This is a genomic window from Sphingomonas sp. BK069 (genome assembly GCF_014193405.1).
GTDB lineage: Bacteria > Pseudomonadota > Alphaproteobacteria > Sphingomonadales > Sphingomonadaceae > Sphingomonas.
The window spans coordinates 129,122-144,474 of record NZ_JACHZH010000003.1 but is presented as its reverse complement, the minus strand read 5'-3'; the positions used below and the strand labels follow the sequence as shown (position 1 = coordinate 144,474).

Below are 15,353 nucleotides of genomic sequence, written 5' to 3'. Positions count from 1 at the left end.
TCAGCCCGCGGTGCGCGCGCGCAGCAGCCGAACGACGTCGCCGAGCGGGCAGCTTCGCTCCGGGCCGCCCGCGCAACTGGGGATCGCGAGCCGGGTCACGGTGCCGCCGCGCGCGAGGCGACGCAGCTGCGTCGGCGACTGGGTGCGATAGGTCGCGCGGACGAAGCGCGCCCCGGCGCGGCCGCGCAGGAGCTCCAGCACCAGCGCGCCACCGGGGGCGACGTCGCCGGCGGCATAGCCCGGCGCGGTCAGCGTCACCCCCAGCACCGCAGCGAGCGCGGTGACGTTGGTGTCATGCCCGACCAGCAGCTCGATCGCGGGGCCGTCGCGCGCGGTGAGCCGCTCCTCGATGCGGCGCGCGAGCGGCCCCGCCTGGCGCGCCGCCATGTAGGGCGGTCGCGAGAAGACGTCGAACAGCGCGGCGTGGAGCGCGCCGAGCCGGCGCAGCGCCGCGGCGTCGACCCGCGCCCAGGGCGTGCGCGCGGTCAGCCCCTCGGCATATTGCAGCAGCAGCACCTGCGCCGTGCCCGAGACGTCGCGGATCGGGCCGCTCAACTCGATCGCGCGCCCGTCGGCGCTCGGGCGCAGCGTCGCCGGCGGATCGGGGCTACAGCCGGCCGGATCGCCGCAGCCGAGCGCGCGGTCGAGCTCGGCGCGCTGCGGCCGGAAGCGATCTGCCATCTGCTCGACCCCGCCGGTATAGGCCTGGATCGACTCGATCGCGGCGCGCGGGTCGAACGGCGCCGTCCCCGCGCGCAGCGGTTCGAACAAGGGGTCGACCTCACCCGCGCCGCGATGGCCGACCGGCACGACGCAGCCGGGCGCGAGCCCCTCCACCAGCGCGGCGCCGCTCGCGATGGTCCGCTCGGCGGTGTTCGTCCAGACGCTCAGCTGGCCGGGGTCGGGGCAGCGCCCGCGCGCGGTGAGCCCGAGCGAGTCGAGCCAGCGGCGCGCCAGCGCGCCCTCGTTCCGCAGTGCGCGCGCGCCGTGTGGGGTGAGCCGCTCGGGGGCCACCGGCCAGCGCGGCCACGGCGCGTCGGTGCGCGTGCCCTCGGGCACCTCGCCCGGGATCGGCGCGCGCACGCCGTGGCGCACCAGCGCGACCACCCGCTCGACGCGGAGCTCGTGCGGCCGCACCGCGCCGCGCGGGGCGGCGTCGAGCGGCGCGGCGAGCAGGAGCGCGAGCGGCGCCAGTGTCCAGCGCCTGATCCGTGTCGTCATGCCCGCCTCCGTACCGACCGCGGCTAGCATTATAGCCGCTTGGCGCTGGCCACCGTTGCATCGTGTGGCGACGATACCGTGACAGTGCATGACAGACTTGGCGGAAGCACGCGCCGGAACGCCGCGCGGAGCAGGTCGCCGCCCGGCTATACCAACGCGTCGAGCAGCAGCACGAACACCAGCCCGAAGCTGCCGACCAGCGTCTCCATCAGCGACCAGGAGCGGAACGTGTCGCGCAGGCTCAGCCCGAAATATTCCTTGAACATCCAGAAGCCCGAGTCATTCACGTGGCTGCACATCAGGCTGCCCGCGCCGATCGCGAGCACCATCAGGTTCGGGTTGGCGCCGCTGGTGGCGAGCAGAGGCGCGACCAGCCCGCCCGCGGTCAGGCCCGCGACCGTCGCCGAGCCGAGCGCGATCCGGATCACGCAGGCGAGCAGCCAGCCCAGCACCAGCGGCGGGATCGGCAGCGTCGCCAGCTCGGCGGCGAGCACGCGGTCGGCGCCGCTCTCCACCAGCACCTGCTTGAGCGCGCCCGCGCCCGCGATGATCAGCAGGATCGGCGCGATGTCGCGCGTCGCGCCGGCGAAGCTCTCCATCATGCGCGGCAGCGGCAGGCCGCTGCCCGCGCCCAGCGCGACCATCGCGATCGCGATCGCCACCAGCAGCACCACGGTCGGGTTGCCGACGAAGCGCACCGCCGCGGCGAGGTCGGGCGACAGCGCGAGATAGCCGAGCGCGGTGGTGCCCGCGATCAGACCGACCGGCAGCAGCGCGCACAGGAAGCTCACCGCGGTGCCGGGCAGCCGGCGCTCGACCGAGTCGTCGCTGCCGAACAGTGCCGAGGGCGGCGACTGGATGTTCTTCAGCGTCATCGCGAACAGCGGCCCCGCGATCAGCAGCGTCGGCACGCCGACGATCAGGCCGTAGATCAGCGTCTGGCCCAGGTCGGCATGGAGCTGCGTCACCAGCGCGGTGGGGGAGGGGTGCGGCGGCAGGAAGCCGTGCGCGATCGACAGGCCCGCGAGCAGCGGCATGCCGACATGCACCGGCGGCAGCTTGGCCCGCGCCGTGATCGAGAAGATCAGCGGCACCATCAGCACGAAGCCGACATTGTAGAAGAGCGGGATGCCGACCAGGAAGCCGGTCGCCGCCATCGCCAGCGGCAGCCGCCGCGGGCCGAACAAGGCGATCAGCGCGTCGGCGATGCGCCGCGCCGCGCCGCTGTCAGCGATCAGCTTGCCCGCCATCGCGCCGAGCACCACGATCACGACCAGCGGGCCGATCGTGTCGCCGATGCCCTTCTCGATCGCCTTGGGGATGGTCTCGAGCGGCACGCCGAGCAGCACGCCCCCCAGCAGCGCGGCGACAACGAACGCGACCAGCGGCGGCGCCTTGGCGAGCGCCACCAGCAGGATCAGCAGCACGATGACGAGCGCGATGGCGAGCAACGTCATGCCGGGCGGGCTACCATGGATATCCTCTCCCGCGGGGACGGTTCACCCGTGACCATGACGGCGGCGCCGTCGCACCGCAACCGCGGCTTTGGTCGCGGGGCGGGACGCGCTAGAGCGACGCGCGTGACCGAGATCGTCCCCGACAGCCAGCACCGCGGCCTCGTCGCCGCGCTCCCGCCGCTCCCGCGCGCGCTCGCGCTGCTCGCGCGGCTCGATCGACCGATCGGCTGGTGGCTGCTGTTCTGGCCGGGCGCCTGGGCGGTCGCGCTCGCCGGTGGTGCGGTGGAGCGCTGGCCGCTGCTGCTGTGGCTGCTGCTCGGCAGCGTGGCGATGCGCGGCGCCGGCTGCGTCTACAACGATATCGTCGACCGCGAGCTGGACGCCAGCGTCGCGCGCACGCGCCACCGCCCGCTCGCCAGCGGGCAGGTGTCGCTCGGCGCCGCCTGGGCGTGGCTGATGGCGCTGTGCCTGATCGGGCTGGTGGTGCTGCTCCAGCTCCATCTCTACGCCGCGATCGTGTCGCTCGCCGCGCTCGCGCCGGTCGCGGCCTATCCCTTCATGAAGCGGATCACCTGGTGGCCGCAGGTGTGGCTCGGGCTGGTCTTCTCCTGGGCGGCGCTGGTCGGCTGGAGCGAGGTGTGGGGCGCGCTCAGCGTGCCCGGCCTGCTGCTCTACGCCGGCGCGATCTGCTGGGTGGTGGGCTATGACACAATCTACGCGCTGCAGGACCGCGAGGACGACGCGCTGATCGGGATCGGCTCATCCGCGCTGGCGATGGGGCGGCACGTCCGCGCCGGCGTCGCGCTCTGCTACGCGCTCGCGCTGGTGCTGTGGGCAGCGGCCTTCTGGCAGGTCCGCGCCGACCTTCTGGTGCTCGCCGCGCTGGCGCCGATGGCGCTCCATCTCGGCTGGCAGGCGGCGACGCTGGTGCCCGACGACGGCGCCGGCGCGCTCGCGCGCTTCCGCAGCAATCGCTTCGCGGGGCTGCTGATGTTCCTCGCCTGCGCCGCGGTGGGGACGCGCCTGTAGCGCGCACTCAGCTCGCCAGGCGCGGGAAGCCGGCGCGGAAGGCGGCCACCTTGGGCTTGTCCCAGCGCACGATATAGGGGTGGTACGGGTTGCGCTGGAAGAAGTCCTGGTGCTCCGCCTCGGCCGGGTAGAAGGCGCCGCTCTCCACCTTGGTCGCGATCGGGCGCTGGAACGCGTGCGCGGCGCCGAGCTGCGCGATATAGGCGTTGGCCACCCCGCGCTGCTCGGGCGTCTGCGCGAAGATCGCCGAGCGGTAGCTGGTGCCGACGTCGGGGGTCTGGCGGTTCACCTGAGTCGGATCGTGCGCCACCGAGAAATAGACGCGCAGCAGCGTCGCGTAGCTCACCACGCGCGGATCGTAGCGGACGCGGATCGCCTCGGCGTGACGCGTCGTCTCACTGCTGACGTCCCGGTAGTTGGCGGTCGCGGCGGTGCCGCCCGCATAGCCGGCAGTGACGTCGCGCACACCGCGGACCTGCTGGAACACCGCTTCCATGCCCCAGAAGCAGCCGCCCGCGAGCACGGCGGTCTGCAAACCCGGCGTCGGCGCGACGTCGCGCGCGGCGGCGGGGATCGGCACCGCTCGTTCCGCCGCCGCCGCGCCGCAGCCGGTCAGCGAGAGGGCGCCGAGCGCGAGCGCGGCGAGGCGGTAGGAAAGGGGCTTGGTCATGCCGCGGAAGATGGGGAGCGCGCGGCGCGCCGGCAACATGGATCAGCGCCTTTCCTCGCCCGCGCGTCGCAAGCGACACGCCGGCGATCAGCGCGCGACGTGGGTCGCGGCGTAGGCGTTGGCGGGCGTCTCGGCCTGGCTGGCGTGAATCCCGAGCATCGCCGCCGCGCCGATCAGGAAGCCACCGGCGAACTGGCGCGCGAAGCTGGACTTGATGAAGCGGTTCATGGCGTTACTCTCTTCTCTCCGGCCGCTCGCACGGCCGCTCCGGTTCGGCTGGCGCGACACGCGCCTTAGGGCTGGAGGAATACGGATCGGGCGATGAACGGACTCCGATCGAGGCGTTCATCTGGCGCCCATATAGGCGCGGCTTTTCCGCGCCGATATGTCAACGTTCGAACAGAATCGTTTCCGTTCGTAACCGTTACGCCGCTCAGCGCAGCGCGGCGCAGGCTTGCTGGATACGGTGGCACGCCTCGGTCAGCAGCGCCTCGGAGGTGGCGTAGCTGATCCGCATCGCCGGCGAGACGCCGAAGGCGACACCCTGCACCGCCGCGACCTTGGCGTCGTCGAGCAGATAGCCGACGAAGTCGCTGTCGGTCTCGATCTTCCGCCCCGCCGGCGTCGCCTTGCCGATCACGCCGCTCACGTCGGGGTAGACGTAGAAGGCGCCCTCGGGCGTGGGGCAGGTGATGCCGTCCGCATGGTTGAGCATGCCGACGACGAGATCGCGGCGCTTCTGGAAGGCGGCGGCGCGCTCCTTGAGGAACAACTGATCGCCGGTCAGCGCCGCCACCGCGGCGGCCTGGGCGATCGAGCAGGGGTTGCTGGTCGACTGCGACTGGAGCTTGCTCATCGCCTTGATCAGCCACGGCGCGCCGCCCGCGAAGCCGATCCGCCAGCCGGTCATCGCATAGGCCTTGGAGCAGCCGTTCACCGTCAGCGTGCGCTCGTACAGCGACGGGCAGACCTCGGCGATCGTGGCGAAGCGGAAGTCGTCATAGACGATATGCTCGTACATGTCGTCCGCGAAGATCCAGACGTGCGGGTGGCGCTCGAACACCGCGCCCAGCTCCCGCAGCTCGTCGACGGTGTATGCGGCCCCAGTCGGGTTCGACGGCGAGTTGAGGATCACCCATTTGGTGCGCGGCGTGATCGCCGCCTCCAGCATCGCGGGCGTCAGCTTGTAGCCGACATCGGCGCCCGCGGCGACGATCACCGGGGTGGCGCCGGCGAACTGCACCACGTCGGGATAGCTCACCCAGTAAGGCGCGGGTACGATCACCTCGTCGCCGGCGTCGAGCGTCGCCACCAGCGCGTTGAACAGCGTGTGCTTGCCGCCGACGTTCACACTGATCTGCGCCGGCGTGTAGTCGAGCCCGTTGTCGCGCTTGAACTTGGCAACGATCGCTTCCTTGAGCTCGGGCGTGCCGTCGACGTTGGTGTATTTGGTCTTGCCCGCGCGGATGGCCGCGATCGCGGCCTCCTTGACGAAATCGGGCGTGTCGAAGTCGGGCTCGCCCGCGCCCAGTCCGATCACGTCGACCCCGGCACGCTTCAGCTCCAGCACGCGGCTGGTGATCGCCAGCGTCGGCGAGGGATTGATGCGGTCGAGCGCGGCGGAGGTGTGCATGGCGGGCGCCTTCGTTGAGGAAGCGCGCGTGCCTATGCGACGAGCGTCCTCATTGTGCAACCGCGAGCGTGGCCGGCATCAGCCCGCGCAGCGCATTGCCAAGCAGGAACCCGCCGGCGAGGTCGTCCGGGGTGAGATCACGCTCGATCGCGCGGCCCTGCGCGATCAGCTCGGCGCGCAGCACGCCGGGAAGCAGCGGGCCCGTGCGCGGGGTCACCAGCGTCTCGCCGCGTTCGACGAAGACGGTCGTGAAGCTGCCCTCGGTGAGGCATCCGTCGGGCGCGATGAACACCACCTCGTCCGCGCCCGCGGCGCGGCGCGCGCGATCGTAGAAGCCGCGGTCGCTGGTCTTGTGGCGCAGCCGCCAGTCCTGCGGCGTCACCGGCAGGGGCGCCAGCGCGACGCGCAGCGGGGCGAGCCGCGGCATGGGCGGCGGGGTCACCTCGATCGCGATCGCACCCGAGGGCGCCAGCAGCAGCCGCACGCGCGCGCGCTCGCGCAACCGGAAGGTCGCCGCCTGGAGCTCGTTGCGCGCGGCGTGGCGGTCGAAGCCGAAACCGAGCGCCGCCGCGCTCGCCTTCATCCGCGCGAGATGGCGGTCGACCAGCAGCAGTCCCTCGAGCGGGTCGAAGGCGATCGTCTCGATCAGGTCGGGCGTGGTCACCGCGCGCGCGACGAAGGCGGCCTTGGCGAGCGCCTCGTCCCACTCCTCGTCGGCGCGCGAGTCGGCGACGATCCCGCCGCCGACGCCGAGCAGCGCCGCGCCAGCGCCCGCGGCGAGCGTCAGCGTGCGGATCGCGACGCTGAACTGCGCGTCGCCGCCCGCGTCGATCCGCCCGATCGCGCCGGTGTAGACGTCGCGCGCGCTGCCGCGCTCGATCGCCGCGATCGCCTGCATCGCGCGCACCTTCGGCGCCCCGGTGATCGAGCCGCACGGGAACAGCGCGGCGAGCACGTCGGCGGCGTCGCACCCCGGTGCCAGCGCGGCGGTGACCGTCGAGGTGAGCTGGTGGACGCTGGGATAGTTCTCCACTGCGAACAGCTCGGGCACGGCGACGCTGCCCGCGACCGCGACTCGCGCGAGATCGTTGCGCATCAGGTCGACGATCATGAGATTCTCGGCGCGCTGCTTGGGGTCCGCGGCGAGCCGCTCGGCCGCGGCGCGGTCCGCCGCTGGCTCGCTCTCGCGCCGTGCCGTCCCCTTCATCGGGCGGCAGGTGAGCCGGTCGCCGTCGAGCGCGACGAACAGCTCGGGCGAGAAGGACAGCAGCCAGTGCTCCCCTGTGGCGACGATCGCGCCCCAGCCGGCGCGCGCGTGCGGGCGCAGCCGCGCATAGAGTGCGAGCGGGTCGCCCAGCACGGGCACGCGCGCGCGGAAGGTGAGGTTGAGCTGGTAGAGGTCGCCCGCCGCGATCAGCGCCTGCGCCTGGGCGAACATGGCGTCGTAGTCGTCGCGCGTCGGCTCGGGCTCGGGCGCGCCCACCCAGCTCGCCGCCGCCTCGGGCAGCAGCGCGGCGACGTCGTTTACCGTCTGCCAGCCGTCGAACAGCCCGAACCACGCGAGCGGCGGCGCGTCGGCCGCGCGCGGCGCCACCCCCGCGCTCGGCTCGAACGCCGCGCCGGCGGCGTAGGAGAGGAAGCCCGCCGCGTCCGCCCCCGCCGCCTCGCGCAGCACCGCCGGCACAGCCGAGAGCGTGTCGGTGCGCAGCACGCGGCGCGGGTTCGTGTAAAGCCGCGCCGGACCCGCACCCGGTCGCGCGTCGTCGAGCAGCACGAAGGGCGGTTCGAGCACCATCGCACGGTGATGCCCGCGCGCCGCCGCGCCGGCAAGTCGGCTCGCCGCGACTCGTCGCTGCGAAGTCGCGGGAAGAGCGACAATTCGGCTCCGGATGCGCGCGCCGATGGCTGTGACAAGCGCGGGCGCCGCGGCTATGCGGGGCGCGCGCGGCGCTCCGGACCGCGCCAAAAGCGATCTCAGGAGCGAGCAATGAGCGACACCCCGCTGCGCGCGGCGATCATCCCGGTCACCCCGCTTCAGCAGAATTGCACCTTGATCTGGTGCACCGCGACGATGCGCGCCGCGGTGGTAGATCCCGGCGGCGACCTGCCCAAGATCACCGCCGCGATCGCGCGTGCCGGCGTGACGGTAGAGAAGATCCTGCTCACCCACGGCCATATCGACCATGCCGGCGCGGCCAAGCCGCTCGCCGACTCGCTCGGCGTCGCGATCGAGGGGCCGCACGAGGACGATCGCTTCTGGCTGGCGCGGCTCGACGAGGACGGCCGGCAATGGGGCGTCGAGGGCACCGTGTTCGAGCCGAGCCGCTGGCTCGTCGAGGGTGACACGGTGCGCGTCGGCGAGCTGGTGCTCGACGTCTATCACACGCCGGGGCACACTGCCGGCCACGTCATCTTCCACCACGCGCCGTCGCACTTCGCGCAGGTCGGCGACGTGCTGTTCCAGAACTCGATCGGGCGCACCGACCTGCCGCAGGGCAATTTCCCGCAGCTGATCGAGTCGATCGTCACGAAACTGTGGCCGCTGGGCGACGCCACCGCCTTCATCCCCGGCCACGGCCAGCCGAGCACCTTCGCGCACGAACGCCGCCACAACATGTTCGTGAGCGACCGGGTGCTGGCGCAATGATCCTCGGTCGTGAGTGATTCGCGTGAAGGCGCGGGGACTTGCGCTTCGTTGCCGGCGGCATCAATTGCGCCGCTCGCTCGTTGGTGACGCAGCGGAGAGACAGGTGACGGCGACTTGCAACAGTGGCGGAAATCGCTATAGGCGCGGGGCTTCGCGATACGAGCCGATGCCCGGCTGTCCGCCGCGGCCGGCTCATGCGTCGGCCGCGCGGCCTCGGACATCGGCTCGTCGCTGTTACGAACTCTTAGATAGATCAAGGTGCCGCGATGGCCGTCCCCAAGCGAAAGACTTCCCCCTCCCGCCGCGGCATGCGCCGCGCGCACGACGCGCTGTCGGTCGAGGCGTTCCAGGAATGCCCGAACTGCGGCGAGCTGAAGCGCCCGCACAACCTGTGCACCGCGTGCGGTCACTACAACGGTCGCGAGGTCATCGCGGTCGACGCCTGATCGCGGGTCTCCCGCGGTTGAGCATCAGGAGTTGGGTCCAGTGATGTCCGACAGGTCCCGGATCGCCGTCGATGCGATGGGCGGTGACGAGGGGTTGGCGGTCATGCTGGCCGGGGTGGCGCGCGCGCGCCGCCGCTTCGACGACGTCAGCTTCCTGCTGGTGGGCGACGAGGCGGCGATCGCGGAGGGGCTCAAGGGTCACCCGAACCTCTCGCAGCATTCCGAGATCGTCCACGCCCCCGACGTGATCGCGGGCGACGAGAAGCCGAGCCAGGCGATCCGCCGCGCGCGCACCACCTCGATGGGTGTGGCGATCGATCTGGTGAAGCAGGGACGCGCCGGCGCGGCGGTGTCGTCGGGCAATACCGGCGCGCTGATGGCGATGGCCAAGCTGTCGCTCCGCACCATGCCCGGGATCGACCGACCAGCGCTCGCCGCGCTGCTGCCGACACTGGGCGACAATGACGTGGTGGTGCTCGACCTCGGCGCCAACACCGAGTGCGACGCGCGCAACCTCGTCCAGTTCGCGGTGATGGGCGCCGCCTATGCGCGCACCACGCTCGATCTCGAGTCGCCGCGGGTGGCGCTGCTCAACATCGGCAGCGAGGACCAGAAGGGCACCGAGGAGATCCGCGACGCCGCGCAGATGCTGCGGGTCGCGGGGCATCTGCCGATGAACTTCACCGGCTTCGTCGAGGGCGACCGGCTGTCGCGCGGCGAGCATGACGTGATCGTGTGCGACGGCTTCTCGGGCAACATCGCGCTCAAGACCGCCGAGGGCACCGCGCGCTTCGTCGGCGACCTGCTGAAGCGTGCCTTCACCAGCTCGGTCCGCTCGAAGCTGGGCTTCCTGATCTCGCGCCCGGCCACCGAGCTGCTGCGCGACCATCTCGATCCCAACAACCACAATGGCGCGGTCTTCCTCGGCCTCAACGGGCTGGTGCTCAAGAGCCACGGCAGCGCCAACGAGCGCGGCGTCGCCACCGCGATCGGCAATGCCGCCAAGATGGTGAAGGCCGATCTGGCGCGCCGCATCGCCGAGGACCTGCGCCACTTCGAAGCGAAAGCCGCCGCATGATCCGGGCCGTGCTGACGGGGACGGGTTCCGCTCTCCCCGCGCGCCGCGTCTCCAACGCCGAGCTGGCCGAGCGGGTCGACACGACGGACGAGTGGATCGTCGAGCGCACCGGGATCCGCTTTCGCCATATCGCGGGCGAGGGCGAGACCACCGCGACGCTGGCGCGCGACGCCGCGGTGGCCGCGATCGCCGCCGCGGGGGTGACGCCGCAGGACATCGACCTGATCGTGCTGGCCACCGCCACGCCCGACAACACCTTCCCCGCCACCGCCACCAAGGTGCAGGCGATGCTGGGGATCAACGACTGTGTCGCGTTCGACGTCGCCGCGGTCTGCTCGGGCTTCCTCTACGCCGTGCAGGTGGCGGACAGCATGATCCGCGCCGGCGCGCACCGCCGCGCGCTGGTGATCGGCGCCGAGACCTTCAGCCGGCTGCTCGACTGGGAGGATCGCACCACCTGCGTGCTGTTCGGCGACGGCGCGGGCGCGATCGTGCTCGAGGCGCGCGACTCGGCCGACGACAATGCCGATCCCGCGGCGCGGGGCATTTTGGCGACGCGGCTCCACGCCGATGGTCGCCACAACGAGTTGCTCTACGTCGACGGTGGTCCCTCGACCACCGGCACGGTCGGCAAGTTGCGCATGAAAGGCCGCGAGGTGTTCCGCCACGCGGTGGTCAACCTCGCCGCGGTGATGGAGGAGGCACTCGTCGCGGCGGGGCTGCCGACCGAGTCGGTCGACTGGGTCGTCCCACATCAGGCCAATGCCCGCATCCTCGACGCCACTGCGCGCAAGCTGTCGCTGCCTGCCGAGAAGGTCGTGATGACGGTCGACCAGCACGCCAATACCTCCGCCGCCTCGGTGCCGCTCGCCCTCGATCAGGCGGTGCGCGACGGACGCATCCGGCCGGGCCATATCGTCGTGCTCGAGGCGATGGGCGGCGGCTTCACCTGGGGCGCCGCGGTGCTGCGCTACTGACCCTGACTGGCGGTCACCGATCGACAAGATAACGATTGCGTTATAACGAACGGGAATGACAGTCATTTAACTTCGAAGGGGGTTGCGGTCATGGTGGAGGCGGGCACGCTCACGCGCGCTGATCTGGCGGAGGCGCTGCACCGGCGCGTCGGTCTCTCGCGCGCGGATTCGGCGCGCATGGTCGAGCAGATCCTCGAGAAGATGTGCGGCGCCCTGGCGGAGGGCGAGAACGTCAAGATCTCGGGGTTCGGCACCTTCGTGCTGCGCGACAAGGGCGAGCGGATCGGGCGCAATCCCAAGACCGGCGTGGAAGTGCCGATCGCGCCCCGCCGCGTGCTGACCTTCCGCGCCAGCCAGATGATGCGCGACCGCATCGCGGGCGCCAGCTGACGATCGTGGCGTCGGACGAGAAATCCGCCGCCGCCTTCCGGACGATCGGCGAGGTCGCCGCGGCGACCGGAATCGCCCCGCACGTGCTGCGCTACTGGGAGGAACGCTTCCCGCAGCTCCGCCCGGTGACCCGCGCCGGCAACCGCCGTTACTACCGCCCCGCCGACGTCGCCCTGATCGAGCGGATCGCCGCGCTGCTGAACGGTGAGGGCTACACCATCCGCGGTGTCCAGCAGCTGCTCGCGCGCGAGCGCCCCAGCGGTCGCCGCGGCACCACGTCCCCGGCCTCGCCCGCGCCGGGCGACCCCGCCGCCCCGACGCTTAGCGAGACGAAGCCGTCGCACGGCGAGTTGCAGGGCGAGGCCGCCACGCTCGCGCGCGTGCGGGTGGTGCGCGACTGGATCGCCGCCGCGTTGCACGACGACCGCGCTTAAGCCCCGCTGCTCTCGACCAGCGCATCGCGTAGCGCCTGCACCTGCCCGTTGAGCGCGGCGAGCTGGTCGATCGACAGGCGCGAGCGCTCCAGCAGCCGCTCCGCCAGGCAGCCGCAGCGCGCGCGCAGTGCGTGCCCCGCCTCGGTGAGGAACACCTGCACCTGGCGCTCATCGTCCGGGTTGCGCCGACGCTCGACCAGACCCGCCGCCTCCATCCGCTTCACCAGCGGCGTGATCGTGCTCGACTCAAGCGCGAGCCGCTCGGCGATCGCGCCGACGCTGCGCCCGTCCTGCTCCCACAGCGCATGGAGCACGAGATATTGCGGGTAGGTGATGCCGAGCTCGTCGAGCAGTGGCTTGTAGGCGCGCCCGACCGCCATGCTGGCGGCGTAGAGCGAGAAGCAGAGCTGTTGGTCGAGCGGCAGCGGAACGGACATTCACGTCATCCTTTCCCGCCACATAACGCATTCCTTATCGCGATACAAATATCGCTGGACAAGCCTCCTTGGCACGGATATCACATTGATATCGAGCTAACGATTGCCGCGATAGGAGATGCATCATGACCGTTGACGTCAAATACAGCACCCGCGCCACCGCTACCGGCGGGCGTGACGGCGAGGCACGTACCGAGGACGGAAAGCTCACCGTCGCGCTCTCGACGCCGAAGGAGCTCGGCGGCGCCGGCGGCGAGGGCGCCAACCCGGAGCAGTTGTTTGCGGCCGGTTACTCGGCGTGCTTCATCGGCGCGCTCAAGGTCGCCGGCCAGCAGCTCAAGGTGAAAGTGCCCGCCGACACCAAGGTGACCGCAACCGTCGGCATCGGTCCGCGTTCGGAGGGCGGGTTCGGCATCACCGCCGACCTGCTCGTCGACCTGCCCGGGGTCGAGCACGCCGTGGCGGAGCGGCTGGTCGAGACCGCACACCAGATCTGCCCCTATTCGAACGCGACCCGCGGCAACGTCGACGTCGGCCTCACGCTCGCCTGACGGAGACTCGCTCATGCCCCGCCCTGCCGGAACCGAGGGGTTCTCGCTCAACCAGACGATGCTGCGGGTGCGCGACCCGGCGGCGTCTCTGGCCTTCTACCAGCAGGTGCTGGGCATGACGCTGCTGCAGCGGCTCGATTTCGAGGACATGCGCTTCTCGCTCTACTTCCTCGCCTTCCTTGGCGAAGACGAGAGCGTGCCGGCGGACCCGGCGGAGCGCGCGCGTTTCGTCTTCACGCGTGAGACCACGCTGGAGCTGACGCACAATTGGGGGACCGAGAGCGACCCCGACTTCGCCGGCTATCACGGCGGCAACGACGAACCGCGCGGCTTCGGCCATCTGGGCGTCTCCGTGCCCGACGTGGCGGCCGCCTGTGCTCGGTTCGAGGAACTGGGCGTGCCGTTCCGCAAGCGCCCGAACGAGGGCAAGATGCGCGACATCGCCTTCGTCACCGACCCGGACGGCTATTGGATCGAGATCCTGTCGCCCGCGAGCATGACCGCGCGCGTCGTCGCGGCGGGGTAGGAGGCGCCTTGGGCGAGTGACGCTGTGCTCCGGCGAACGCCGGAGTCCAGGGCTGCATTGATAGCGCTCGCGGCTCTGGGCTCCTGCGTGCGCAGGAGCACGGCAACGATCGGGGGAGCGATGAAGGGCAATGCCCCCGCCTACGCTCAGCGGAACCAGTGCCGCCGCAGGAAATAGATCACCGTCCCCGCCGCGATCAGCGCGCAGACGCCCATGATCGCGTCGAACGCCCAAGGCTCCTTGGCATAGGGCAGCCCCTCGACATTCATCCCGTACAGACCGGTGATGAACGTCAACGGCAGGAACACCATCGCCGCGATCGCGATCACCAGCCCGCGCTGGTCGAGCTGCTCGGCGCGCAGGTCGGTCAGCGCCTCGTGCACCAGCGCGGCGCGCTCGCGGATCGCCTCCACCTCCTCCGCCATGCGCGCCGCACGGTCGGCCGCGGCGGAGAGGTGCGCGCGATCGTCCTCGGCGAGCCAGTCGCCCGGCAGGGTCGCCAGTTTCTCCAGCGCGGCGCGCTGGGGCGCGAGGAAGCGGCGGTAGTTGATCGCCTCCGACCGCACCTTGGTGACCCCTCGGCGCAGCTCGAAGATATGCTCGGCGGCGAGCCTCTGCTCGCAATCGTCCAGCCAGTCGCCGAGATCGCCGACCACGGGATCGAGGTCCTCGGTGATCTCGGTGGCGAAGGCGGCGATCAGGTCGCCCGGGTCGCGGATCGCGCCGCCGCGCATCTGCGTCACCACCTCGTCGAGCGCGACCAGATGCTTGCGCGAGACGCTGACGACCCGTCCCTTCGCCGCCCAGATGCGGATCGAGGCGAGCATGTCGGAGCCGTCGAGCTCCTCGTCGGTGCGTCCGCGCAGGTTGACGAAGGCGGCGTCGGCCAGCTTGTCGGCGCGCGGGCGCGTCTCGGCGGCGGTGAGCGAATCGACGATATAGGGCGGCAGGCCGGCCTCGTCGCGCAGCCACGTCTGCGCGTGCTCGGCGTTGGTGGTGAGGTGAACCCACACGAACGGCGCGCCGCAGCCGAGCGCGCCCTTCACCGATATCTCCTCGACCTTGCCCTCGCCGGTGAGCCGCCAGGCGGTGCCGCTCATCGGTCCTCCTCCATCGCGAGATCGACCACCAACCCGGTCGCGGGGGCGAGCGGCGGCGCGGCGCACTCGACCCGCTCGGCGTCCGCGCGCGCGCGGTCGAGGATCGCGGGCGGAACGTCGGCGCGATGCGTCACCACGTCGGCCGCGGCGAGCAGCCGGGCCTGGCGCAGCGTCAGTTCGTCCGGGTCGTGCGAACGTAGGCGGAGGCGGGCGAGGCCGGTGGCGGGCTGCGCCGCGATCACCGCGCCGGCGACATCGTCGAGCGCGGGCGCGCCGAGCGGGTCGAGCGCGCCGCCGGGCGCGAGTGCGGCGCCGATCGCGCGGCGCCGCTCGCCCATGTCGGGCAGCGCGATGCGAAGCGTGGGCCGCGCGGCGTGGAGCGCCTCGGCGAGCCGGCCGAGCGTCGCGGGCAGCAGCGCCTCGAGCCGCTGGCGCAGCGCCGCGGCCAGCCCCGCCGATACGCCCGCGCTGCCGATCGCGACCAGCACCGGCGCGCGGTCGACGATCGCGGGCAGGGTGAAGTCGCACAGCTCCGGCCGGTCGACCGCGTTGACCAGCACGCCGCGGGCCTTGAGCCGCGCCACCGCCGCCTCGTCGTCCGCCACCACGGCGAGCCGTGCCGCGCCATTGTCCTCGCCGACGATCACCGCGCCGGCACGCTCGAGCAGCCGACGCTTTGCCGCGGCGGGCTCGCCCGCGCCGACCAGGATCACGGGCCGTCCCGCCAGCCGCAGAAACACCGGCAGGCTCGGCAGCG

18 protein-coding genes are annotated in these 15,353 nt (G+C 71.8%); 9 read left to right on the top strand and 9 right to left on the bottom strand.

What is annotated here, in order from left to right; genetic code table 11:
• Together FHY02_RS11960 and FHY02_RS11955 are read right to left on the bottom strand one after the other, a co-directional pair.
• Positions 1 to 1,221, bottom strand: coding sequence for a histidine-type phosphatase (locus FHY02_RS11960; RefSeq protein WP_183922298.1), 1,221 nt, complete (start codon positions 1,219 to 1,221; stop codon positions 1 to 3).
• 146 nt (positions 1,222 to 1,367) lie between these two features.
• Positions 1,368 to 2,678, bottom strand: coding sequence for a gluconate:H+ symporter (locus FHY02_RS11955; protein WP_183922296.1), 1,311 nt, complete (start codon positions 2,676 to 2,678; stop codon positions 1,368 to 1,370).
• Positions 2,679 to 2,801: 123 nt separating this feature from the next.
• On the opposite strand from FHY02_RS11955, the gene ubiA reads away from it, so the two are divergent.
• Positions 2,802 to 3,707, top strand: a complete 906-nt coding sequence (gene ubiA / locus FHY02_RS11950; RefSeq protein ID WP_311731823.1) for a 4-hydroxybenzoate octaprenyltransferase — start codon at positions 2,802 to 2,804, stop codon at positions 3,705 to 3,707.
• 7 nt (positions 3,708 to 3,714) lie between these two features.
• Here ubiA and msrA read toward each other — a convergent pair whose 3' ends face one another.
• The 4 genes from msrA to pabB form a co-directional block, all read right to left on the bottom strand.
• Positions 3,715 to 4,377 carry a peptide-methionine (S)-S-oxide reductase MsrA gene (gene msrA / locus FHY02_RS11945; RefSeq protein ID WP_183922294.1) on the bottom strand — a complete coding sequence of 221 codons (663 nt, stop codon included), beginning with the start codon at positions 4,375 to 4,377 and terminating at the stop codon, positions 3,715 to 3,717.
• A gap of 87 nt (positions 4,378 to 4,464) precedes the next feature.
• The gene (locus tag FHY02_RS11940; protein WP_183922292.1) at positions 4,465 to 4,605 is read right to left on the bottom strand and encodes a hypothetical protein; all 141 of its coding nucleotides are present in this window, start codon (positions 4,603 to 4,605) and stop codon (positions 4,465 to 4,467) included.
• A gap of 205 nt (positions 4,606 to 4,810) precedes the next feature.
• A complete protein-coding gene (locus tag FHY02_RS11935; protein ID WP_183922290.1) occupies positions 4,811 to 6,010 on the bottom strand; it encodes a pyridoxal phosphate-dependent aminotransferase in 1,200 nt (399 codons plus the stop codon).
• A 49-nt stretch (positions 6,011 to 6,059) separates the two neighbouring features.
• Entirely contained in the window at positions 6,060 to 7,805 is a 1,746-nt protein-coding gene (gene pabB, locus FHY02_RS11930; protein WP_183922288.1) for an aminodeoxychorismate synthase component I, read from the bottom strand.
• 192 nt (positions 7,806 to 7,997) lie between these two features.
• On the opposite strand from pabB, the gene FHY02_RS11925 reads away from it, so the two are divergent.
• From FHY02_RS11925 to FHY02_RS11900, 6 genes are all read left to right on the top strand, one after another.
• The gene (locus FHY02_RS11925; protein ID WP_311721371.1) at positions 7,998 to 8,657 is read left to right on the top strand and encodes an MBL fold metallo-hydrolase; all 660 of its coding nucleotides are present in this window, start codon (positions 7,998 to 8,000) and stop codon (positions 8,655 to 8,657) included.
• 266 nt (positions 8,658 to 8,923) lie between these two features.
• Positions 8,924 to 9,103 (top strand): 50S ribosomal protein L32, encoded by a 180-nt coding sequence (gene rpmF, locus FHY02_RS11920; protein WP_028967316.1) that lies wholly within the window; start codon positions 8,924 to 8,926, stop codon positions 9,101 to 9,103.
• Positions 9,104 to 9,146: 43 nt separating this feature from the next.
• Complete coding sequence (gene plsX, locus FHY02_RS11915) at positions 9,147 to 10,181, top strand: phosphate acyltransferase PlsX (RefSeq protein ID WP_183922286.1); 1,035 nt, start codon at positions 9,147 to 9,149, stop codon at positions 10,179 to 10,181.
• Positions 10,178 to 11,158, top strand: coding sequence for a beta-ketoacyl-ACP synthase III (locus tag FHY02_RS11910; RefSeq protein ID WP_183922284.1), 981 nt, complete (start codon positions 10,178 to 10,180; stop codon positions 11,156 to 11,158). Before plsX ends, FHY02_RS11910 begins: the two co-directional genes overlap by 4 nt.
• Before the next feature lie 42 nt (positions 11,159 to 11,200).
• Positions 11,201 to 11,548, top strand: a complete 348-nt coding sequence (locus tag FHY02_RS11905) for an integration host factor subunit alpha (protein ID WP_311721630.1) — start codon at positions 11,201 to 11,203, stop codon at positions 11,546 to 11,548.
• A 2-nt stretch (positions 11,549 to 11,550) separates the two neighbouring features.
• Positions 11,551 to 11,982, top strand: a complete 432-nt coding sequence (locus tag FHY02_RS11900) for a MerR family transcriptional regulator (protein ID WP_183922936.1) — start codon at positions 11,551 to 11,553, stop codon at positions 11,980 to 11,982.
• Here FHY02_RS11900 and FHY02_RS11895 read toward each other — a convergent pair.
• Positions 11,979 to 12,419, bottom strand: a complete 441-nt coding sequence (locus FHY02_RS11895; RefSeq protein ID WP_183922280.1) for a MarR family winged helix-turn-helix transcriptional regulator — start codon at positions 12,417 to 12,419, stop codon at positions 11,979 to 11,981. The genes FHY02_RS11900 and FHY02_RS11895 overlap by 4 nt on opposite strands.
• 125 nt (positions 12,420 to 12,544) lie before the next feature.
• Between FHY02_RS11895 and FHY02_RS11890 the strand changes: the two genes are divergently transcribed.
• A complete protein-coding gene (locus tag FHY02_RS11890; protein ID WP_183922278.1) occupies positions 12,545 to 12,970 on the top strand; it encodes an organic hydroperoxide resistance protein in 426 nt (141 codons plus the stop codon).
• 13 nt (positions 12,971 to 12,983) lie between these two features.
• Positions 12,984 to 13,496: a lactoylglutathione lyase gene (gene gloA, locus FHY02_RS11885; RefSeq protein WP_183922276.1), complete on the top strand. Its 513-nt coding sequence runs from the start codon at positions 12,984 to 12,986 to the stop codon at positions 13,494 to 13,496.
• Between the two features lie 146 nt (positions 13,497 to 13,642).
• Here gloA and FHY02_RS11880 read toward each other — a convergent pair whose 3' ends face one another.
• Entirely contained in the window at positions 13,643 to 14,596 is a 954-nt protein-coding gene (locus FHY02_RS11880; protein ID WP_183922274.1) for a zinc transporter ZntB, read from the bottom strand.
• Positions 14,593 to 15,351 (bottom strand): bifunctional precorrin-2 dehydrogenase/sirohydrochlorin ferrochelatase, encoded by a 759-nt coding sequence (locus FHY02_RS11875; protein WP_183922934.1) that lies wholly within the window; start codon positions 15,349 to 15,351, stop codon positions 14,593 to 14,595. The genes FHY02_RS11880 and FHY02_RS11875 overlap by 4 nt, the downstream gene beginning before the upstream one ends.
• Positions 15,352 to 15,353: the final 2 nt, after the last annotated feature.